This is a genomic window from Psychrobacillus sp. FSL H8-0487 (genome assembly GCF_038008385.1).
Lineage (GTDB): Bacteria > Bacillota > Bacilli > Bacillales_A > Planococcaceae > Psychrobacillus > Psychrobacillus psychrotolerans.
The window spans coordinates 1-22,667 of sequence record NZ_JBBOZA010000002.1 but is presented as its reverse complement, the minus strand read 5'-3'; the positions used below and the strand labels follow the sequence as shown (position 1 = coordinate 22,667).

22 protein-coding genes are annotated in these 22,667 nt (G+C 34.5%); 20 read left to right on the top strand and 2 right to left on the bottom strand.

Going from position 1 to position 22,667, the window contains the following annotated elements:
- Positions 1–5 precede the first annotated feature (5 nt).
- A complete protein-coding gene (locus MHI47_RS20235) occupies positions 6–233 on the bottom strand; it encodes a helix-turn-helix domain-containing protein (protein ID WP_445678316.1) in 228 nt (75 codons plus the stop codon).
- Positions 234–465: 232 nt separating this feature from the next.
- On the opposite strand from MHI47_RS20235, the gene MHI47_RS19630 reads away from it, so the two are divergent.
- The 15 genes from MHI47_RS19630 (at position 466) to MHI47_RS19560 (ending at position 12,636) form a co-directional block, all read left to right on the top strand.
- On the top strand, positions 466–993 hold the full coding sequence (locus MHI47_RS19630; RefSeq protein ID WP_340832141.1) for a hypothetical protein: 528 nt from the start codon (positions 466–468) through the stop codon (positions 991–993).
- 141 nt (positions 994–1,134) lie between these two features.
- Positions 1,135–1,362, top strand: a complete 228-nt coding sequence (locus MHI47_RS19625; protein WP_340832139.1) for a hypothetical protein — start codon at positions 1,135–1,137, stop codon at positions 1,360–1,362.
- 23 nt (positions 1,363–1,385) lie between these two features.
- Positions 1,386–1,976 carry a hypothetical protein gene (locus MHI47_RS19620; RefSeq protein ID WP_340832138.1) on the top strand — a complete coding sequence of 197 codons (591 nt, stop codon included), beginning with the start codon at positions 1,386–1,388 and terminating at the stop codon, positions 1,974–1,976.
- Positions 1,948–4,017, top strand: a complete 2,070-nt coding sequence (locus MHI47_RS19615) for a type IV secretory system conjugative DNA transfer family protein (protein WP_340832136.1) — start codon at positions 1,948–1,950, stop codon at positions 4,015–4,017. Before MHI47_RS19620 ends, MHI47_RS19615 begins: the two co-directional genes overlap by 29 nt.
- Positions 4,018–4,080: 63 nt before the next feature.
- Positions 4,081–4,935: a S1 RNA-binding domain-containing protein gene (locus tag MHI47_RS19610; RefSeq protein WP_340832134.1), complete on the top strand. Its 855-nt coding sequence runs from the start codon at positions 4,081–4,083 to the stop codon at positions 4,933–4,935.
- 156 nt (positions 4,936–5,091) lie between these two features.
- Positions 5,092–5,769 (top strand): hypothetical protein, encoded by a 678-nt coding sequence (locus tag MHI47_RS19605; protein ID WP_340832133.1) that lies wholly within the window; start codon positions 5,092–5,094, stop codon positions 5,767–5,769.
- A 225-nt stretch (positions 5,770–5,994) separates the two neighbouring features.
- Positions 5,995–6,666 carry an SAF domain-containing protein gene (locus tag MHI47_RS19600; protein WP_340832131.1) on the top strand — a complete coding sequence of 224 codons (672 nt, stop codon included), beginning with the start codon at positions 5,995–5,997 and terminating at the stop codon, positions 6,664–6,666.
- A gap of 25 nt (positions 6,667–6,691) precedes the next feature.
- The gene (locus MHI47_RS19595; protein WP_340832129.1) at positions 6,692–7,828 is read left to right on the top strand and encodes a hypothetical protein; all 1,137 of its coding nucleotides are present in this window, start codon (positions 6,692–6,694) and stop codon (positions 7,826–7,828) included.
- Positions 7,828–9,315: an ATPase, T2SS/T4P/T4SS family gene (locus tag MHI47_RS19590; protein ID WP_340832127.1), complete on the top strand. Its 1,488-nt coding sequence runs from the start codon at positions 7,828–7,830 to the stop codon at positions 9,313–9,315. The genes MHI47_RS19595 and MHI47_RS19590 overlap by 1 nt, the downstream gene beginning before the upstream one ends.
- Positions 9,316–9,333: 18 nt before the next feature.
- On the top strand, positions 9,334–10,281 hold the full coding sequence (locus MHI47_RS19585) for a hypothetical protein (protein WP_340832125.1): 948 nt from the start codon (positions 9,334–9,336) through the stop codon (positions 10,279–10,281).
- Positions 10,282–10,300: 19 nt separating this feature from the next.
- Positions 10,301–11,188: a hypothetical protein gene (locus MHI47_RS19580; RefSeq protein ID WP_340832123.1), complete on the top strand. Its 888-nt coding sequence runs from the start codon at positions 10,301–10,303 to the stop codon at positions 11,186–11,188.
- Positions 11,189–11,238: 50 nt separating this feature from the next.
- Positions 11,239–11,427 (top strand): hypothetical protein, encoded by a 189-nt coding sequence (locus tag MHI47_RS19575; protein ID WP_340832121.1) that lies wholly within the window; start codon positions 11,239–11,241, stop codon positions 11,425–11,427.
- A gap of 21 nt (positions 11,428–11,448) precedes the next feature.
- Positions 11,449–11,625, top strand: a complete 177-nt coding sequence (locus MHI47_RS19570) for a hypothetical protein (RefSeq protein ID WP_340832120.1) — start codon at positions 11,449–11,451, stop codon at positions 11,623–11,625.
- A gap of 72 nt (positions 11,626–11,697) precedes the next feature.
- Positions 11,698–12,084, top strand: coding sequence for a hypothetical protein (locus tag MHI47_RS19565; protein ID WP_340832119.1), 387 nt, complete (start codon positions 11,698–11,700; stop codon positions 12,082–12,084).
- Between the two features lie 33 nt (positions 12,085–12,117).
- Positions 12,118–12,636 (top strand): hypothetical protein, encoded by a 519-nt coding sequence (locus tag MHI47_RS19560; protein ID WP_340832118.1) that lies wholly within the window; start codon positions 12,118–12,120, stop codon positions 12,634–12,636.
- A 42-nt stretch (positions 12,637–12,678) separates the two neighbouring features.
- On the opposite strand, the gene MHI47_RS19555 is transcribed toward MHI47_RS19560, so the two are convergent.
- Entirely contained in the window at positions 12,679–12,822 is a 144-nt protein-coding gene (locus MHI47_RS19555) for a hypothetical protein (RefSeq protein ID WP_340832117.1), read from the bottom strand.
- A 132-nt stretch (positions 12,823–12,954) separates the two neighbouring features.
- Between MHI47_RS19555 and MHI47_RS19550 the strand changes: the two genes are divergently transcribed.
- From MHI47_RS19550 to MHI47_RS19530, 5 genes are all read left to right on the top strand, one after another.
- The gene (locus MHI47_RS19550; protein WP_340832116.1) at positions 12,955–14,202 is read left to right on the top strand and encodes an S-layer homology domain-containing protein; all 1,248 of its coding nucleotides are present in this window, start codon (positions 12,955–12,957) and stop codon (positions 14,200–14,202) included.
- A gap of 35 nt (positions 14,203–14,237) precedes the next feature.
- Positions 14,238–20,426, top strand: a complete 6,189-nt coding sequence (locus MHI47_RS19545; RefSeq protein WP_340832114.1) for a hypothetical protein — start codon at positions 14,238–14,240, stop codon at positions 20,424–20,426.
- Positions 20,427–20,867: 441 nt separating this feature from the next.
- Positions 20,868–21,569 carry a class I SAM-dependent methyltransferase gene (locus MHI47_RS19540; RefSeq protein WP_340832112.1) on the top strand — a complete coding sequence of 234 codons (702 nt, stop codon included), beginning with the start codon at positions 20,868–20,870 and terminating at the stop codon, positions 21,567–21,569.
- 147 nt (positions 21,570–21,716) lie between these two features.
- Positions 21,717–22,124, top strand: a complete 408-nt coding sequence (locus tag MHI47_RS19535; protein ID WP_340762596.1) for an HIT family protein — start codon at positions 21,717–21,719, stop codon at positions 22,122–22,124.
- Positions 22,125–22,255: 131 nt separating this feature from the next.
- Positions 22,256–22,537, top strand: coding sequence for a hypothetical protein (locus MHI47_RS19530; protein ID WP_340768317.1), 282 nt, complete (start codon positions 22,256–22,258; stop codon positions 22,535–22,537).
- Positions 22,538–22,667: the final 130 nt, after the last annotated feature.

Below are 22,667 nucleotides of genomic sequence, written 5' to 3'. Positions count from 1 at the left end.
TTATTTTACTTTGAAAACTGCCTATCATTAGGTTTGTGACGTAAGATATCTTCTAGGTTACATTTTAGAAAATCGCATAGGTCACTTAGAAGTTCTTCGGGATATAATTTCATTTCATTGGAAGCGAACCTTCTTACTTTTTCGCGATTATGTCCTATTTGGTCTGCGAGTTCTCGTAGACTCCCTTCATAACTGATTTTATGCAAGTAATCATTAAGGGTAACTGTAATCATTTTGATGAATCACCTACTTATTACATCGATTTTAGTGAAGAATATTTTTATTTGTAATTATACTTTGACACATAATATGTGTCAAATTATCTTGTTACTATATATTGTGTTGATAAAATAACGCTTTACTACATATAGTTGACACATATAATGTGTCAGTGATATAATTATATTACACCTAAGAGATATTAATCTTAGACTGATTTTTATAATGAAGAGAGTAGGTGGCAGCATGGATAACAATACCGAAGAATCCTTAGTAGGTCTTGCAGTTGGAAATATGATTGGTGATAGCATTGAAGAAGAACGCAACAATAATAGTGGCTCAGGATTAGGAATTATTATTTTCCTTGCTGTTGCTCTATTCGTAACATATATAGTCTTATTAAAAATTGGAATAGATCCAGTACAAATTAAGATATTCGTTAAGTGGCTTGCTATGCCTTATATTTGGGATTACTATGTAAATTTCACGTATTATGATTTAAACCAATATTTGCATACTATTGCTAATGCACTAACTGTGGCTGGAGCACTATTTTTAGCTTGGTTTGCAGACAAGTTATTTGTTGGCTTCATGGGAAAACGAATTCTGTCAAAACCAACAAAGAAAAATTTTGTTAGAGCGTTCGGCTCTTTTAATTATACATTAGGAAATGTTTTAGTTGATCTAGTAGCTACACCTGTAGCAATAGTGGCGATGGGGAAATTTATGGTTCATGCCATGTTATCTGTTATTGTCTTTATCTTATCTTTATAAGAATAAGTAACTTAAATGAAGGACTTTCTCAAGAAAAATCTAGAGAATAGTCCTTTTTTGTGTGTATTTTTTTGTCACTCCTGAAAAAAAATTAGATGCTATCGTTTAAATAGAGCTATACAGGAAGGAGGATTGCAGATAGTGTCGTCAAGTCCGTATAAAGAGATTCGAGCATATTTAAAGTCCATAGGGGTTGATACACTCATCCTAGAAAAAATGGATAGTATGCAAGATTTAGAACAACAAGAAATAGCAGAATTGTTTAAAGAAATAACGACGGACGAAATATTATATGTAATTTCGCTAAAGGATATAGATTTCTTTAAGGAATATGTAGAGAACAAAAATACTAATAATTACTTAAATTAATAAGAAAGGAGCAGAGTGGTAAATTGACAAGTACCTCAACAATACTCCTATATATTTTCTCACTAATCATTTCTATGATTTCAGCATTTATTGTTCAGCCATATGTTTGGTTAGTAATTGGGTGTGTTTTAGCAATTATAGGAGCTACCCAGTTTGCTAAGAACAAGTATCATAATCGTGGTGTATACAGTATGGGGACATTTACAGTAGGAGTTTTCATAGCACTTGGGCAATATTTAGAGTTTTACCTTCCATTGGCTTCAATAGTTATTAATTTCATAGGGTTTATCGTATCTATTCCTTTAATGGTCGTATTCTATTATTGGAAAGAGGGACAAAAAAAGGTTGAAGTTCGGGTTAAACGTGAGCAAGAAGATTTAGTAAATACACCAAACAAACGAACATTTATAGAAAAAATTCGTATCGTTCAGAGATTTTTACAACTACTCAAAACAACCGATAAGGAATGGACATTGAGTTTTCGGATGAAGAAGTCCTACGCTATGTTGCACAAGGAAATGAATCTTATAGCTGAGAAAAATGCGATAGATTTCACCATATTGCAGGAGGTGTCATTAAACCGTAATGAATATGATCAAACGAAAGCCAACTAATCTTCAAGCGAACAAAAATATGATTACTTGGGGTGGAGATGATCCCTTTACCCATGCCTTAATAATCGGGCCAACTCGTTGTGGCAAGACCTCAAAAATACTAAAGCCAATGATATATACCATTCTCCTTGCTAAAAAAAGAGGAGAAAAAGTGGGTTTGACAATCATCGAGCCTAAGGGAGATGTGACCCGAATGGTGAAAGAAATGGCTGAACAGATGGGACTAAAAGATGAATTAGTCTACATAGATCCTCTTTATCCTGACGAAACACAAAAGATAAATGTAATGCGTGGAGATAAGAATGATGTTACAGAAGCGACTGTAGCTGTTCTGAAGTCCTTATTTGGTAAACAGGATGCTTTCTTTGCTACAGTTCAAGAGTTATCGAGTAGAAAAGTAACTCTGCTATTAAAAGAGCTATACCATGATGATATGGACATATTAGATGTATTGGCTAATTTACGTGATGCAGATTTACTCAAACAAAACGTAGAAGCCCATCGTCAACAGTATGGAAATACAGATTTAATTACCTTTTTTGATAATGAACTACTGGGTAGTGGACAAATGGCTGAAAAATATCGTCAGTTCATTGTAGGATTACGTTCCCAATTAGAAAATATTACTTCTAACGAATTTTTAAGAGCAATTGTTACAGGTAAATCAGATATAGACTTGGACGAGCATTTGAGAAATGGTGGAATTCTCGCTGTAAATACCGCATTGGGTAAGCTCGGTAGAAGTGGAGACGCATTTGGAATGTTTATTACCATGCATATGCAATTAGCTTCATTTAGACGTCCAGGTACTGAACGGACAAGAGTTCCTCATTACTTAATCATTGATGAATATTCAAGATATATTAATCCTGATGTTGAAAAGTTTTTATCTATTGCTGCTGAATACAGGGTTGCCCTAATTGCAGCAATTCAATCACTAGGACAATTAGAAATTGAGTCGGGGGCAACTAGTGGTAGAGCAATGAAGAGAAATATACTCAATTCAGTCCGTAACAAGATTTTCTTTGGAGGATTGGAATATGAAGATGCAGCAGAAGCATCTAAAATTATGGGTTCTAACGTAATGCTGGAACGCACAAGAACTTTCGATGGAGGAGTATTTCAAAATATTTTACCTAAGGCTTATAGAGAAGAAGAAGTAGAAAAAGAAAGATTTTTACCAACTTTATTCATGGATGGGCTACCTCGTTTTTATTGTATCTGCAAGTTGCTTATTGGAGGAACACCTCAAGAACCTATTGTAGCAGTAGGTGAGTTTGTCCCTGATAATTGGTTAGAAAAATTGAACGAGGAACAGGAAAATAGAAAATTTGAGAACCAAAAACGACCTCCTTTTTTTAAGGTTAGAGAACGAGCCCTATATGACGTGGAATTATTTGAACATCAAGAAAAACAAAAAAAAGCAGCTGAGGCTTTGAAAGTTTTAAAAGCTGATAATCCGTTCGAAGATGTTCCACTAATTGATAATCTGAAACAAGTACCCCTCATAGAAAATCTAGAAGGTTCAAACGATATAATACCGAATGAACCAGTTAATGAACTAATTTTCTCGATAGGTAAGAGTAAGGATTCAACTAGCTCTGTAAGTAACTTTAGCCCTGTAATAGAAGAAAATATAAACATTCTTGAAAAACCTGTTGAAAATGAAGTAGTAAAAGAAGTAGTAAAAACTGAGAAGTGCAATGACAATATAGCAAAACCTCCGAAGGAAATAAAAGAAGAATTAGTTTCTATCATACAAACGAACGTTCAATCAAAAAATGTAGAAGAAATAGTTGAAAAGGGTCAAGTAGAGCAAGTAGAAGTACCCTTGGTTATAACAGAACAAAACTCAAATAGAACTATCCCAAAATTAGAAGAACAATTAGTTAAAAATAAGCCTACTGAAATCATTGATTATTATCCATCTCCTAGTGGTTCATTTGATAATACAGAAATAAGTCAATCAAAGGTTCAAGATACCAGTGGTAATAGTAAGGATAATGATGTATTCGACGAATCAGATTCAGGTTTTTGGTAAGGAAGTATACTATATCTGAAAAAACAGTGATTTATAATCTATAAATAGAAAAGGAGCATTTAAATGAGTGATTACACATTAAATGTATTAATTGAAGGTTATGACGAACAAAAGGCTCAGAAAGTAATAGATCAACATATGGAAATAGATAGAGACTGGCGTGATGTATACGAATCTCGTCAAAACTCTACCATCTTACAAGCAGAGTTAATGGGATTGGAAGAAAAAGTATATCAAGTATCTCCTGAGAAAAAAATGCTTTGCGGAATTGTTGAAATTGGACAAGTTAGAGGACTAATACCACTTGATTTTATGGGTGTAGATAATCGTGAAGGTGCAAAAAAAATTATTGGTGAAAAGATTGCATTTGTTGTTATTGGACTCGATAAAGCTAGTAACTTCTTTGTCGGCTCTCGTAAAGAAGCAATTCGCCAAATGGCTGAACGTGCTTTAAGACGTATTGATCAAGGAGATAAAATCTTAGCAGTGGTTCGTCAAGTGTATAACAGTAATGTCATTGTGGATATTGGAGGTATTCAGTCTTCTATACCTGCAAGTGAAGCTTCTTATGCTTGGGTAGATAGTATGCACGATCTATTTAAAGTAGGCGACCACATTGAAGTTAAGGTAACGAGTATAGACAAACAGAAACAAGAAGTACAATTATCTGTAAAGGCTTTGCAAAATAACCCTTGGGACAGAGCAAATGAATACTTTAAAGAAAATGGGGAGTATGTAGCAAAAGTCAGTGGTATCGCTGAATTTGGTACATATGTAACTTTACGAGATGGTATTTCAGGATTGGGACCACATTTACGCCATGAGGTTGTTAAAAAAGGTGATAAGGTGTTGGTCAGAGTATTGAAAATCAAGCAAAAACAACAGCAAATGAATATTAAAATCCTAAAAGTATTTTAAATGGTCGTTGATTTAAATTAATGAAAGGAGGATGGAGAGTATGCCTGTTACAGTTACTGCAATAGGCATACCAATGTTATGGTAACCAAACAGCAGGTTCAAAAGACAGTTAGTCCCTTCTCAATATCCTTGGATGCTGAAGTAGAGTGGCAAACAATGAGTTCTAAAGAAGTACCGGTGAAAAATGGTTTACTTCTTAATTCTCCTAAGCAAGATGAAGTTCTTCGAGATTTATCTATTATTGGCTTAATTGGTTCAGCCCAATATGGAAAGCTTTATTTCAATATAAATACGTATAAGAAGAAAGCCCAAAAAGCATTAGATTTACAGATACTAAAAAAACATCAACTTATCCGTAATAAGTCAGCTATTCCTATTTATACTCTCGGAGCAACTGGTATGGTTTTGGCGGGTTTGGATTATGAGGCTGAAGCAAACAAATGGAAGTTATTCTCTAAAAATGATGTACTGCAACGATTGGTATTTTTTCAACTGTATGAGCAGTTTAAAATTGCTGATAAAGATGTATTTATAGAAACGGCTGAAGAACCATTTATTGCTTCGATTAACAGGCAAGGGAAATCCTTTGCTGTATTAGTTCTTAGAGGTAATGAAGAGAAGATAAAGCAATTTTTCCGTTACAATGCAGATAAATTACCAACACGAATACTAATAGTGACAGAGGAGTTTACGCATTTACAACCGATAATGCAATTCATAAAACCGTATTTAGGGCGAATTCGAGTAACAACCGATCATGAATTGAAGAACAGTATTAAGGATATGTTTTATCTATATAACGAGCAAGAATGGAAAAAGGATAGTGTTAATTAAAATGAAAGGCTATGTTTTGCATAGCTTTTTTATTTTGATATTAATTAGAAAACGATTCTAAGCTAGTTTATTAGATTAATAAAACTTCCCCTATAAATGCTGATATAACAGTCTTTATTGTATGTTTTCATGTTGGCCATTACCTCTGTTTTTTGTCACTCCTGAAAAAAATATAGATGTTAGGATTTAAGTAAGAAAGAAATAAAAATATTAAAGGAGAATAACATGAAGAAAAAAATTAATAAATCTTTATTCCTATCTATTTTCTTTTTTGCATTGTTTGTAGTTGTAGTCATTGCAAATGAAATGAATTTCTTTAAGCACTTTACTTCAGTGGAAGTCGTGGTTGCTAGTGAAATAATACAGAAAGATACAGTAATTACAGACGAGATGTTGACAACTATGGAATATGAAAGAGGAAGAGTAAACGATAGTATGTTGCGAAACTTGTCGGACGTTATCGGTAAAACAGCTACTCAAATAATTCTTCCGAGTCAGTATGTATCTTCTGTAGCGTTAGATCAAAGTATTTTACGTCCTACGAGTGAGCATGAGTTTTTCTCGATACCTGATGCATGGCTAATGGATATACAAGGAACACTTCGTCGCTATGACCTAATTAATATATCAGCAGTATTTGTAGGAGCTGCTAATCAAGAAACGGCAACAATCGAAACACATAAAACTAAAATAAACAGTTCTCATGTATTAAAAGATGTGCCTATTGCTTATGTAAAAGGTGGACGAAACCAAGAGGTTACTGGAACGACTGTAGTAGACAACCGTCTATACGGTACGCAAAATCCGTCAAGTATTGAACTTAGTTTAACTTTGGAAGATTTTAAAAAATTAGAATCACTATATATAGAAGGTTATAAATTAATTATTAGTTATTAAATCAATCAGAAAGGAGAAATGTGAAATGAAAGTAGCTATAGTTCAACCTAATGAAATTTTAACAAAATTAGTTTTATGTACTCGTCAATTTACAAGTTCTGTGGAAATTATGAATTTGGAAGATGTGGGGAAAGAAAAAAAGTTAGATGTCTTGATTATGGAACACCAAGGTCTAACTCCAACCGACATAATTCAACTAAGACAACAATTTCAATCTATGAAGATTCTGATTGTTGCAGAGCAAATTGATACTTTTTTTGAAAAATCTTGTATTGCACATGATATTCTTCTAATTTCTAATGAAATGAGCCAACGAGAACAATTAGACACCATTCAAAAAGCATGGTTTGGTCTAGAGGAGCAAACAGAGTATCACAATGTTGTGGCTGTCTACGGAACACATAGACAAGTAGGTGTAACGCAAACTGCCCTATCTATTGGAAATGCACTCGGTTCTTTCAATCACAAAACATTGGTGATTGGCTTAAATCCTTACAATCCTGGTGAAGATACAAAAAAACCTGCAACGTATTCATTTGACCAAATTTATGACTTAGTTCAGTCAAATGTTATTAATTCAGGAGAAACTCTTATCCCTTACTTGGAGAAATATGACCATTTTTATTATTTAACAGGTAATCGTGACTTTTACAAAGCTTTATCCTTTGATGGAAAAACAGTAGAACAATTGATTCGTTTAGCTAAAGAACATTTTCAGGCAGTAGTACTTGATATAGGTTCTTTTTATGACAGCTACCTACCGTTAACAGGGCTTCAAATGTCTAACACACATATTTTAGTATCATCACAAGAACAACTTTCAATTGACGAGTTTAGTCGCTGGCAAGAACAAGTATTAAGTAGATTCGACTTTTATCCGAAAACTAGTTACCAAGTAGTAAATAAATACGCTTCTAAAGCAATTTTAACTAGCAAACATTTAGAAGAAAAATTGGAGCTACCTATACTTACACAAATTCCATTTTTCCCTGAATCAAATGACGCTTTAATAGAAGATGGCATATTATATCTTTCAGAATATGCCCCGTATAACAAGGTGATTGATGGTATAGCTCGTGCGATAGGAGATGAGATCTTAGCGATTACGAATAACGAAAAAGAAAAGAAATCAATTTTCGGATTAGGACGGAGGAAAGCCTAATGACTTTACTAAACAAAAGTAATAACTATGTTCCTTCTTCTAATCGGAAATCTCTCGATATTAAAGAATTTAGTCGTTCTTCTACAGTTAATAAATTCGCTATAAATGAGGATTTTTATACTGTCTGTAAAAATGCTAAAAAATATATATATGATGTTTATGACAAAAAGATTGATGATCGAAATAACGGAAACACCAAAGAGAACTACGTGAACATTTTTCATGAGTCTATGCAAGGTGTACCTTCAGCCGTCAACCTAATTAAACGTCACTTAGAATCTTATGTCATTGATAATGGTTTACGAACTACAGTGTATCCAAGATATTATCCGTCACTTATAGATGGAATATTTGAAGAAGGATTTGGATGGGGTCCTCTATCTGCCTTCAGACAAGTTCCTGACTGTGAAGGTGCTCAAGTAATTGGGATGGATATTACATTTAAACGTCCTTGGGGATATGAGCTACAACCTTTCAAGTTTAGAAGTTTAGAAGATGTACTTGAATTAACGAAACGATTTGCAAATATGAACGCAAATACGACAATCAATGAACACACGTCACCCGAAATGGAGACACGTACATACGATAATATTCGTGTATCAGTGATGATTCCACATCGAACACATTTAGAGCCTGTAATAACTTTACGTAAGCAAATAGTAAGTTCGCTATCCCTAAATCAAATGGTAGAGTACGGTACTATCCCACAAGAAGCGATTCCTCTTTTTGAAAGTCTTGCGAAGTTCAAGGCGAACAGTGTTATTGCGGGTCCACCAGGGTGTGGTAAATCTACATTTTTACAAGTGTTATTATCTAATATTCTATACGAAACATTTGAAGGTAAAAAGATTCCTGAACGTATAAAAACTGTATATGCTGAGACATTTCCAGAATGGGATATTCGTAAATTAAATCCTTTATCCAATGTCTTACATATTTTGGGTAGTGGAGAAGAATTTGAAACAGTTGTTACGAAAGCACTTTTACGTCACGACATTTCTCGGATTGTTATTGGAGAGATTCGTGAACATGAAGTAGGTCTTTACAAAAGGGCTAGTGTACAGGGAATTAAACAGCTCATGGGTACTCTACATGATTTAGATCCTAATGCTATACCTGAAATCTTGGCTGACTTATACATGCAATACTATTCAAACACTTCTAATCATGCAGCTGTTCAACATGCGTTTAACCGTAATTTACACTTTGCAATTTCCATGGATGAATTTAAAGATGAAGAAACTGAACTTTTGGTTAAAAAAGTAACAGGTGTTCACTTATATGATGTAAATGAAATAACTAAAGAATCTAAGATGTTTACAATCATGGAATATGACTTTCAAAATGATACCTGGTCTTATGAATTTGATGTACCGAAACGATTCGCTAGAATGGTCATGAAATATAATCGAAAAGAATTCGATGTATTTATGACCACGCTCGAAAAACTGAGTAAAAAACCTACTTTTGCAAATGTGAAATAGAGAAAGGAGACGTATACAATGCCAATTCATATAGAATCGATTGTTAAGTTTATTCTCTATAGCATGGGGTTATTGAGTGTAGCTGGAATTGGAATTAGTTTGAACACGAATGTTTCTAAGATAAGAGAACGATTGAGAATCGGCCGAGAAATTAAGTTAGAGTCATATAACCAAAAATGGCTGAACAATGAATGGCTTAAAAAGTATCATTTGCTTTTAGATTCTTCATTAAAAAGTTATAAAATAGAACACTTTTCTAAGTTAGTCGTAGGACAATTTTTAATGTTTATATCTTTTATTGCTTTGTTTATGGTTATTTTACAAGACTTTATATTTTCATTTGGTATATCAGCAATCTTTATGTATGTTCTACCAATTACCGGCTTTTATTTCATCCACAAACAAAGACAAAATATCATCCAAGACGAGCTAGTAGATACTGCAATCTTGTTATTGCAAGAGTATGAGAAAAATAGTCACCATATGCTCTATGCATTGAAGGAAACAGTATCTCAAATTAAAGGTTCTGCACATGGTGTATATGCCAAAGCATTTGCTCGAATGCATGGAGAAGATGATATAAAAATTCAAGCTGCAGAATCATTATCTTTTCAAATTGGTCATGTTCGCGGGAAAAACTTAGCGACTATCATTTTGAAAGGATGTAAGGATGGAACGGAAGTAAGTACATTGTTAGAAGATTTGGTAGAAGATATAACCGAATTTAATAAACGGGTACGTGATGCTCAAACAGAGGCACGTGAAACAGCACTTATTGGCTTCGCACCTATACCAGCTCTAATCATCCTACATTTTGTAAATGATAAATGGTTGATCCCTGGTGGAAAAGCTTACTACTATCAGTTTGGGACACAAGATGGGTTGAAATCATTTTTAATAGCTGTAGTTTTTGGATTGATTGGAATCGGGTTAGGGTTATTTGTCCGTAAACCAAAAGGAATGTAATGAGGAAGGGGGGGAGAAAATGAACTATCTTGCTGAGCATTTTAAATTAATATATTTGGTTGTTGTAGCAGGTTTACTTTTATTGAGTTGGTACTTTATGCGTAAAGCTCAGTACGATGAACGACGGAAAAATAGATACGGTATAAAAAGCATTAAACGAAATATTCGTATATATAGGAAACGACTTGAGAATGAAGAATTTGATTTGTTTTTTAAAAAGAACGGGCTACCCAAATGGATAACAAGCGAACGTTTAAACTTAGTTCGATTTTCTATACTTATCGGTGTTTTGGTCATTGTGATTTATGGATTAATCACACGAACAAATTACATTGATATAACCACGCTATTCCTTTGGGGAATAATTCCTATCGCTTTAACTCCAAAAAAGCCTTATCCAATGCACTTCATTGTAATGATGTTTCAAAAGAAACGTCAGAATGAAATTTCTAATGAGATATACCAGTTATATAACGATTTAAAATCTGCATATCAAGTTGGGGACAAGCCTAAAAGTTCGTACTACCTTATACAAGAGGCACTACCATATTTCAAAGTTATTCGTCCATCATTGGAAAAAATGTTGCCATTGTTGGAAGTGAAAAATAACGGGGTAGCTTGGGACCAATTCGCTAATGAGCTTAATACAAAAGAAGCTGAAACATTAGGTGTAGTCATGAAAGAAGTCGAGAGTTTAAAGACTGAACAAGCATATTTATTACTAGAACAAAAGCGGAGAGAATTCAGTAATGACTTATACAATCGGTATACAGAAATATTACGAAAAAGAAAATCCATTATATATGTTCTAGTAGTGGTAGGGGCTTTAACTGTTTTCTTGAATGAAGTCACTGTATTTTTTATGTGGTACAAAGAAGTAATGGCGGTTGTTAATCAAATGGGATAATACTGTTTGATTCAATATAAATAAAGTAATAGAAAACAGGAGGAAGAAAAGTGGAAAAATTACTAATTTTATTAATGATTGTCTTATTTGCGGTTGGATTAACAAGTCAAACTATTTTTGATGATGAGGGTATGCAAGCTGATGCGGTAGATATGAAAGATAACACCCAAGAAATTTTAGGCGATGCAAATGCCCAAATGGCTCAATTCGGTGGAAGTACTACACCTACAGGAAAATAATATCAATTAGGGGGAAGAAAAGTGGAAAAATTACTAATTTTATTAATGATTGTCTTATTTGCGGTTGGATTAACAAGTCAAACTATTTTTGACGATGAAGGTATGCAAGCTGATGCGGTGGAAATGAAAGACAATACACAAGAAATAATTGGTGCTGCTAATGATCAGATGGCTCAATTTGGTACAGTAACACCATAATTTAAAAATGACAAATTTATAACTCCTACAACACTTTTTTGTAGGAGTTATTTCTTAGAAAGGATTCTGTAAATGGATAAATTATTTGTGTTTATGATGCTTTTACCCTTCTCTCTTGTTCTTTTGTTTCAGCCAGCTTTGGACAGAATGGAAGAAGGTAGAGAAAAGATAGTACAAGTAGCTATACAACGTGGTGTAGAAAAAGCAGCAGTAGATGGTTATTTTACAGAGGAAAATCTCGATAGTATGTATAAACTACTGGAAAGTGCAGGATTTGAACGGGATGATGTTATTTTCAACGGGACTTTACTGCCAGTTTATAGAGGACAATACATAGAAGGTTCTTTACAAGTACCTAACACCTATCAGTTTTTGCTTTTTGAAAACTTAGTTTCAGGTGAAGCGTCGGAAAAGTATCATTTTCATTCAGCCACTAGGATGAGCGAAGCGATTAATTGATAAGAGGTTAATGAATTAGGAGGGAGAGAAAAAATGGAGAAACTATTAGTGTTTATGATGATCTTAGTATCTGTCTTATCGCTATGGGTGAAAGATGTAGAAATCTTCATTATGGACAGAGGTTATCGAACTGTACAGTACAGTATTGAACATGCTGTACATGACGGAGCTTTACAGGTGGATACACAAGCATTAGCAGATGGGAATATTATATTCATTCCGACACTGGCTGAAGAGAAGATTAGAGAATCCTTGCGAATGAATCTATCACTTGATACTCAACTTCGTCCTAATTCATTAACATTACTGGATGCCCCTGTCACTATTGACGATATTGTATATATAGATGATAACTACATAGATCCAATGACGGGAATAAAAATTGTCTTTCCAACAAATTGGGAGTATACCCTACCAGATGGGAGGAAGTTTGAAAGAGCGATCTTTGGTCCTTCGATTGCAATGGTACTTGATGTAAAAGTTAAAGGTGCGGAAGAACATATGAAAAAATTCACGATACAAGAGTATAAAGGGGAATTTTTGCAAAACTAAATTTCCCCTTTATTTAGAAGGGAGTATTAATTAAACGGTCTTTTATTTTTTATCAGAATCCAAACCTTTCCTTATCAATTCATATAATGCTCCTGCAAAAGACGATATAGAATTAGTTTCTTGGTAGTTTTCAATCTTTTGAACAAGATCAGCAGGGAATTTAATTAACTTTGGTATTCGTTCCAAAAAAGTCACCTCTCCAATTAGTATATCCTTAGTATATACTTGATATATACTTAAAAATAGTATATACTTAGTATATACCTACAGGAGAAGTATTTCAACTCACAAAATATGGTTAAGAAAGAAGGAGTAAAAATGAAAAATAAACTATTCTTATCAGCATTAGCGTCAGCAATGGTAATACCTGCAATTGTAATACCATCAAGTGGGGTTCTTACAGAAGCAGCAACAGTGAAAGCTAACTTTACTGATGTGGCTAAAGGAAGTTCCTACTACACTATCATTCATGAAATGAGAGATAAAGGGGTTATCAATGGGTATGAAGATGGCACATTCAAACCTCTTCAAGAAGTTTCAAGAAAGCATGTAGCCGTACTTCTTGCTCGTGCGTTACCACTTGAACCAATTCGTGCTAGTAAAGAGTTTACAGATGTACCAAAATCACATCCATATCATGCAGAGATACAAAAAATGTATAGAGCGGGCATTGTAGATGGTTCACAAGGGAAGTTCAATCCCGACCAACCATTATCTCGTGTGCAAATGGCAAAAATCTTAGACCTTGCTTTTAAACTAGATACTAAAAACACATTCAAATTCCCTGACGTTTCATCTGACCATTGGGGAAATCAGCACGTACAAGCCCTTTATTCAAACGGAATCACTACAGGTGATAATGGACTATTCAAACCGAATGCTCCTGTTACTCGCCAACACTATGCTGTATTTTTACATCGTGCTCTTAATCTCGACAAAGACGTGAAGCCAACACCAACTCCTGAGCCGACAGAACCAACAGAGCCCGAAGTTGTGATTCCCGATGAAACCTTAGATTTAATAGCTCGACTGGATAAAATTGTGAAAGCAAACGAGGATTTATTTATTGATGGAGCAAAACCTTTTAATCAACTAGCTATTCTATACAATCCTATAAGTGCAAAATTTTATTCGGAAGGATTAGATGTTGTTCGAGCAAATAAAATGCAAGTTTATACTGGACGGGAAGGATGGGGTCCAGAATTCGATAATTTAGATTCCACTATTAGATTAACATCTAAAGGTTATACAAATCCCACGCCACGATTAGGTAAATCTGAATTTCTATTTGTTCCAAGTAATGAGGATAAAGAGGGTACATTTAGTTATGACTTCCGTTCGGACAAAGCATTGAATGTAGCAGAAGAATGGATGGAAATTGGATTTCCACATCTAGCAGATAAATTACTACCTATGATGAAATCAAAAGTAATGGACGCACGCCAACAGGAGAAGAATGGCACGTTTTTACCGAACGACGAAGTTCTTATCTATGAGGGGTACAAAATTAATATAGGTGTTGATACTTTCTATGAAGGTATGACTGTTCAGATGAAATTTGAATAGAAAATAAATGACTATAATAAGAAAGGAGAGTATAAATGATGAAAAAAAGTAGATTTAAATTCCTGTCATGGTTATTGGTCTCCATACTTTTAATCAGTTCCTATATCCCTATCTTACCGATAGGGATAGGGCTAGATACAGAGAAAGTAAGTGCCGCAACTGAACCTTTAATGGCAAGTGCCACAATAAGCATCGAACCTTCGACAGTAGATACTAATACAGCTTTAACGACTTCCCCTTCACTTACTGGGGTAACTACTTGGTATTACGATGGAGTGACCGATATAATCGACAATTCTTCGGGGAAATTACTAGGACAAGCGTATCGTTATCGTACTTCTAGTGGAGTTGAAAAAACGATGATTTCAGAAGGTAGCGTAGGAACTTGGGCAGATGCTTTAAATGGGAATCGTTCATATGTGATTGATAAAGTTACAAGTGGTATTAGGTATTCCTTTCAGCCACCAACTCCTAAGCAATATTTTAATCGCTACTTAATAACGGAAGTTTTTGATGCAGCAGGAGTCTCTTATACGACTACTGGAAATATGATTCGTGTGAATTTATCAAAAGGTCCAGAAGTGACTAATTTTGCTATCAAAGAAAAACCATCTATTGGAGCTTGTTATCCTTTAAACAGTGAAATCACAGTCGAATTAACTGTAGAAGAAAATGCTATTAATTCCAACGATTTAAAAGTACAAGTTTACGTGGAATATCCTAATAGTCGCCAAGCAAGTATAGTGCAAGATTATAAGAGTACATCGGGAAAATTTACGACTTCTTTTAAACATAAAATTCAAAAAGATGAACCATTCAATTTTTACATAAGAGCTTATGATGGTATCGAACGTCTAGACGTTGACTCAAGCATGCTACAAAAGACTGTAGGCTCGGTATCACCTGTAGGGAAAAAGATTGAAGGGTGTTCAGCCTATGATATTCAGCAAGATGAAGTTGCTATCCCTATGTATAACTACTCAACTAACACGCTTTTAACGGCAGGCCAATTAGGTGATGGAGCACTTCTAGTTCGAACAAATAACAACCTGCGTTCTTATCCTAGTAATACTACTGCTTGGATGGGACCACAACGCTATCCCACAATATACAGAGGTCACCCCGATGATAAAGGGAAACTAGTACCCAATATAAATACTACATTTGAAGTAGAAACAAAAAATGGGACAGAAAATATAAAAGCTTATCGGTTTCCTTTTGTTCATCTATCGGGACCCGTTAATCCATCGGTTGCCAAACCAAATAGTATGATACACAACTCTATGCCTAGTACAAGTTATAACGTTCAAGATGCTAAATATTTTGATTATAACAACGTGAGTACTATGTTTAACGGTAATCCATCCCATGTATTAGATGCATATAAATACGACATTATTAACCAATCATCTCGAAAATCTTACGGAGAATATTATTGGATTCGTGATCTTGCAGAACGTGCTGGAGGAGATGCCACTAATGATGGAAGTGGGGGGGATAATAATACATTTTTACAAATAATCCAAACTGATTTTCCTGATATTGAAGTATTTGAATTAAAAAAGGAAAATAGCTATAAGAAAAATGAGAAGTTAAATTTTAATTTCAACGGATTTGAATATGTTTCTAATACAAGATCTGGTTTACAAAGAAATATAGTCCAATGGTCGATTACCATTGTCGAGGGTCCAAATAATGGTGGTGTTATCAAGGGACAAATAAATAGTAATAAAAGTACCAATAATCCTAATAAACCGTACATGAAGCGTTATGACGGGAAATATCAAAGTGCGGCGACTAATTTCACTCCGAAAGAGGATGGAATGTACACAGTAGAATTAAAAGTTGTAGACCAAGTGCAAAGAGAGTCTATAAAGCGTTTAAAATTCAAGATTGGAGAAGGTGGGGGGGAAATATTATTACCACCTGAAGAAATTATTAAGATTAATACACCTCCTGTGGCTTATGTATCAGCCGATTCAATTCACTACTGGCCCGAGGTTAATAATATAAAAACGAGTGCTATTGACCTTGATGAAGATGATGTATTAACTGAAACATTAACAGTAGATAATAAAATAGCGGATAATGCATGGCAATCTCCACGTGTGACAGAAAAGACAAAAAGAAATGTACTTTTCACAGTAGATGATGGTAATGGAGGAAAAGCTTCCGCCACTACCACTTTTGAAACATGGCCTACACTTCCTACAGCAGCAACAGATTTAGGCGGTACATTAAAAGTAAATAGAGCCGTCACTTTAGATGCTAAGGCTTCTGATCGTGTATCACCTGTACACGTTGCACCGTTAGAATATTCACAGACTACATGGAAGATCACTCCTATTACACCAGGATTAACTGGAAGTGATATTAAAGAGCGTGTAAGCTCAGATAAATCAATAAAACAACTTCTATTCAAAAAACCTGGTAAATACTTAGTAGAAGTGACTGTAACAAATATCTATGATGAAACTAGTGAAGTATATAAACGAGAGTTAGAAGTAGTTGAAGATGAAGTGCCAGTTGCAGAATTTACAGTAGATAAAGCTACTTATTTACGTGCAAAAGCAGATTCCAAACAGACAACTATTAAATTAACGGATACTAGTCATTCGAACGATAACGATTTAATCGACCAACGTATTTGGTATGTAGAATTTGATTCTAATAATGATGGTTACTTTGGTACTCCGATGGACGGAGGAAAACAAGTAATCGATAGTGGAAATAAAGTTTCCGTAACCTACAAAACTAAACACGTTGGCGATTACCGCTTTAGTCTAGAGGTAAAAGAAAAATTCGGGCAACCAACCTATGAAGAATTTGTTTTACCACATGAGTATCTGCGAGATAATTCCGATGTAATAGATGAAAATGGTTCAGTTGGTGCTTATTTACTCCCATCTAACTTCAACAAGTTAGGTCATGATGTTGGTGTGAAAGTAGATAATGTACCACCAATTATTGATTTCGGAGTTAAAAGAAAGAATAAAGTAGAAGTAGTTTTAGATTTTGGTGGTATGGACATAGCCACTCAACAACATCAGACGGGGAATCGCCCTGGTTCTGGTACGAATAATGGTGGCGGTGGTGGTACTTATAACCATAAATACTATACGTACAATACAACTGAGAAGAATTCGTTAACTGCTTATGCAGGCAAGTTAGAGTCTGACTTACGTATGAAGGGCTTAGATGTAACAGTAACAGTTGATAACAATTACTTTAAAGTGATTGACCAAGACGGAACCTGTATTCAAAATATTCCTGTTTGGAATTGGGTAGATTATGGGTACTATCTGTATGATTCATATACTGGTTCATCTCCATATAGCGGAAGTTGGAATGTTACAAGTTCGAGTTCCAAAGATATTTATACTGAAACTACAGAGTATATGACTCAAACATGTACTCAACCTTGCACGAATAACGGTGGTGCAGGCTGGAGTTGGGTAACAGGTGGTGGTGGTTTTAAACCAGGCGACACTTACACCGACGAGTATAAAAAAACAGTAAGATCCTTCTCACATACAGAGTATTCAGCTTCACTAAGTATGTATGTACCTGATATGCGATTTGAAGTGACCAACTATCAAAATGAAGGATGTTCTTATACAGAGCAAGTAGATACAACCGATTTTGTTACAGACTTTGCTAATCACAATTATTCAACCGCCGATTATAAGTATTACTATCGAATGGACCGTAATAAATGGACATGGGTAAATAATACAACCAAGAGAAATCAGATTATTAATAAGGTAAAATCCAGTGATGTTTACTTTTGGAATAACTCCGATAATACATTGAGATTAGATGCACAGTTATTAAATTCAGCTTCAGGTAAGGAAGGGCAGTATACTCAGTACGACACCTTGAACTTACAAAGTAATGTACAGAGAATAAGGGATTTCTTAATAAATAAATATATGATTTTAGAAGACCCTGAAAACTTTACGATAGTCCAGGGTGATGAAATAGACTACACCACAGTTTATGAAGATTTTGAGAATGATCCCGAATTAAAAAGAGAATGGAAATTTGATCATGATACAACATCTATAAATGGAAGAGTGATAGATGGTCAGCCAAGCTCTCCAGTAGCCCAAAGTGGACTCTATATTAGTAGTCCTATGCAATTGAATGAAGTTGGAACATTTACAGTGACACTTCGCGCCAAAGATAACCCGTTGTCTGATGTTGGTAATGACGGTAGATTTGCGGAGTATCAAAAATGGTCGGATGAAGAAATAGTACGTGAATACAAAATAAATGTTCATCGACGACCAATTGCAGACTTTATCCCAACTGTAGCAGCAGGTACATTAAAACTAACTTTAGATCCTTCTACTTCTTATGATCCTGACCATGTTACTAACTGGTCTGACATAGGCATTGCAGAACGTGGTATTGTCGAATATACATGGGAGAAATATGTACTAGATGGAGTAGAGTACAGTGGGAAACCACCTGCAACATTACAAGCACTTAAAGATTATTATATTACGTTACGAGTGAAAGATATTGATGGAGCATATGGGTCTGTTACAAAATTAGTTTCAACTAAAAATGTAAACTTGAAGCCAGTAGCTTTATTCGATTCTCCAAGTATCGTGTTAAATACATCGGTCCTAACTGATACAACTACACAATACTATATTCGTGACCGTAGTTATGATCCAAATGGCGATGCCTTAACGAATTATAGATGGACAATTAAACGTCAATCAGATGGAGTACAGGTTTGGACAGGTGCAAATCCTCCGAAAAGTTTTGCTAGTATTGGACTAGGAAAAGGAAAGTACCTACTTGGTTTAACTGTATGGGATATTCCAAAGTATCCACCATCTTTACAATCTGATTTATATGAGCAAGAAATTGAAGTTATTGTAAATAACCCTCCAACATCTTGTTTTGAACTAAGTCGAACAGCAGTTAGTGTAGCAAGTATTCCTTGTACGGATGGTCAAACAAGCCCACATACTTTATGGGTTGATGAGCCCATCATTTATACAGATAAATCAAGCGATCCCGACGGTCATACACTAATTAACTATTCTTGGATAGTCGAAAAAGTAGATGCTGCAGAAGGAGAAGAACATACCTGGAATACAGGTTCACCACCGATTGATTTTAATCAATTTGGGGGAATTGGGAAGTATAAGATTACACAACGTGTATTCGATAATCCACCATCTCCATTACCTTCTTTAAGTGATGATTATGTACGCTATTTCAATGTAGAAAAAGGACCACAAGCTCCTTATGCTATGTTTGAGTATGCACCATTAACTCTTATTGCGGGAGATACAATTAATTTAAACGATACATCTTTTGATGTAGATGGAGAAGTGATTGAATGGGAATGGAAGATTGTAGCACCGAATGGTACGACGACAACTCAAAAAAACCAAAATCCGAAGATTAACAATGCACAAGAAGGAATCTATAAAGTGACATTGAATGTTTGGGACAACACATTACCAACTAAATTAAAATCAAAAATCCCTGCTTATAAAGAAATTACTGTAGGGAAGAAAATCTTGAAACCACCAACAGCTATTTTTGTATGGGAACCATATAAACCATTCTTAGGTGAAACATTTGTTTTGGATCCATCAGCCTCATATGACTTGGATGGAACAATAGTAAGTTACACTTGGAGTATTAAATCTAAAGAAGGAGTTATCACTTCTTCTACAAGTAAAACACCCTCTATTGTAGCTGATTCGCAATTTTACGATATCACGTTAACAGTAAGAGATAATGATGGTTTGACTGGAAGCATTACAGAGCGTATTAATGTAGATATAGCGAGATTAGTACCACTTGTAACGCATACACCTGATTGGAAAACGTTTTGGGTGGGAGAAGGGTTTGACGAAGATGTAAACACCTTCTTAGCAGGTGAAAAATTCGTAATAGAATTAAAAACTACTCCTGCTAACAGAGTAGAAGGTAGTGTAAACTTTGGGGGGACAGTTGGGCCTATAAATATACCTAGCAGTTCATTCAAACTTATCTCTACAAGTAAATTTGAATATGTGTGGCAAACGACTTTATGGAGAGAGGATTTTGAAAATATACAGTTAGGAGGGTATCTATTTAACTTTACAGGATACCATCCAACAAACAATCCCACAGTTACCTCGAATGGAGTATACTTGATCGAGATTGTTGGGAATGTATATGAGCCTCTAAACTTCCATAGAAACTTTTAGCACAATAATAAAAAGAATGACTTGAAAATCAGGTCATTCTTTTTATATTTGGCTGTGTTAAAGGCAAGGGTTTATTTTCATAAGGTGGTATAGTTTGTGAAATGTTACACTTAAACTAACGAAGCAGGTTAGTTGAAGAAGCAAATATTACGACTGTGTAACAAATATTACAAGGATGGTTTTTGAGTTGATTTTGTAATAGGTCAAATCCTTTTAAAAATGATGTTTAGGAGGTTCGATTGCGGCAGTTATATAATACGTCATTTATGTGATTTAAATAGTAAATATGATTTGTAAATGTCTTTTAGAGCTAAATCGGAGGGCTTTTCTCATCTGAATTTTCTGGTAAAATAACGTTAAATTAATATTGATGTAACATCGGAAATGGTAACTTTTAGTAAAATGGATAAGAGAGATAACTTTTACTAAGGGGGAAGTTTTTTGGAAAAGGAAATATTGAATTATGAGAATTTGCTAGAAATGTTGGATGGATTCCTAAGAGAGCCAAAGGAATTTTGGGATGATTTTTATACTGATAGGACTAAAGAAATTCCTTTTTTCAAAATTAAAGCTCCTGATGAAAATCTTGTAGAATATTTTAATAACGGGCTGGCACCTAAACGAGTATTGGAATTAGGATGTGGACCGGGTAGGAATGCTGTTTATATGGCTCAAAAAGGCTGTGAGGTAGATGCTTTAGACCTGTCTACCAATGCGATAGAATGGGCAAAAGAAACGGCTAGAGAAGAAGGGGTTAATATAGATTTTCATTGTATTTCCCTATTTGACTTCAAGTTCCAGCCACACTCGTATGATTTTATTTATGACTGTGGGTTGTTTCACCATTTAGCACCACATCGTAGATTAACATATATTGAAATGCTGAAAAAAGCATTGAAAAGAGATGGATACTTCGGAATTGTTTGCTTCAATACTGAGGGTGCCTTAGATACATCGGATTGGGATGTTTACAAAGAAGGTAGTTTAAAAGGAGGAATAGGTTACGCTGAAGGGCGATTAAAAGAAGTGTTTATAAAAGATTTCAATATAATTAATTTTAGGGAAATGAAAAAGATTACTCAACCAGATAATTTATTTGGTGAAGACTTTTTATGGGTCAGTTTGATGCAGGTTAGAAGTTAATTTCTTATTCAACTAACGGGTGCTTTACTTCAAGAAGGAGTAAAGTTTTTTTCTTATTGAACTAACGCGGCAGTTTAGTTCAATAAGGGAATTTATAGATTTGTTATCATAAGAAAAAGTGTTGAAGTATAAGGAGGTAAGGTATTTATGTCTTACGATGCTAATTGTCCATTTTGTAATCCACAAAAAGATGTTGAACAGAACATAATATTTGAAAATGAAACATGCTTTTTTTTACAACACAACAATCAACAAGAAGTATTAGAAGGTTGTGGTTTAATCGTTCCAAAAAAACATCACGCTAATGCTTTTGAATTAACAAAAGATGAATGGAATGATACATATGAACTTTTACAAAATGCTAAGAAATATCTCGATGATAAGTATTCACCAGATGGTTACACACTTGGTTGGAACGTAGGGGAAGTTTCAAATCAATCTATTCTTCATAGCCATTTACACGTTATTCCAAGGTATAATGATGAACCTTTAGCTGGTAAAGGAGTTCGTTATTGGTTAAAACAACCTGAAAATAAAAGAGAAAAGCTTAAGTAATTCTTATTCAACTAACGGGTGCTTTACTTCAAGAAGGAGTAAAGCCTTTTTCTTATTGAACTAACGAAGCAGGTTAGCTAAATAAGGGTGAAGCATAAATCACAAAAATACATTTTTGAAAGAGGGATATTATGAACCACTATCAAATTGTAAAAGAAGTAATTAATGATTGGGACCCAATGTGCCTTTTACGTTACACATCTGAGGATGAATATGATCCAGAAATAAGTCTCATTGTATCGCACTTACCAACTGCATCTGTTGATAAATTAGCTGGAGTGATACATGTAGTCTTTGGTGAAATGTTTTCGAGGAGTAGAGTACCTTCGATTGATAATTGTTATCCAAGTGCCTTGAAAATTTGGAACAAAATTTATAATAATAAATTTCCAAACTTAAAAAAACGATATTAATCAAAAGCAATATTATTAAACTAAAGGGTGCTTTAGTAAAATATAGAGTTGGATAATACGGCTCTTTTTTTGTTCAACTAAAGCCGTAATGTCTCTAGGCAAACCATAATATCTTTGGAAAAAGGACGTT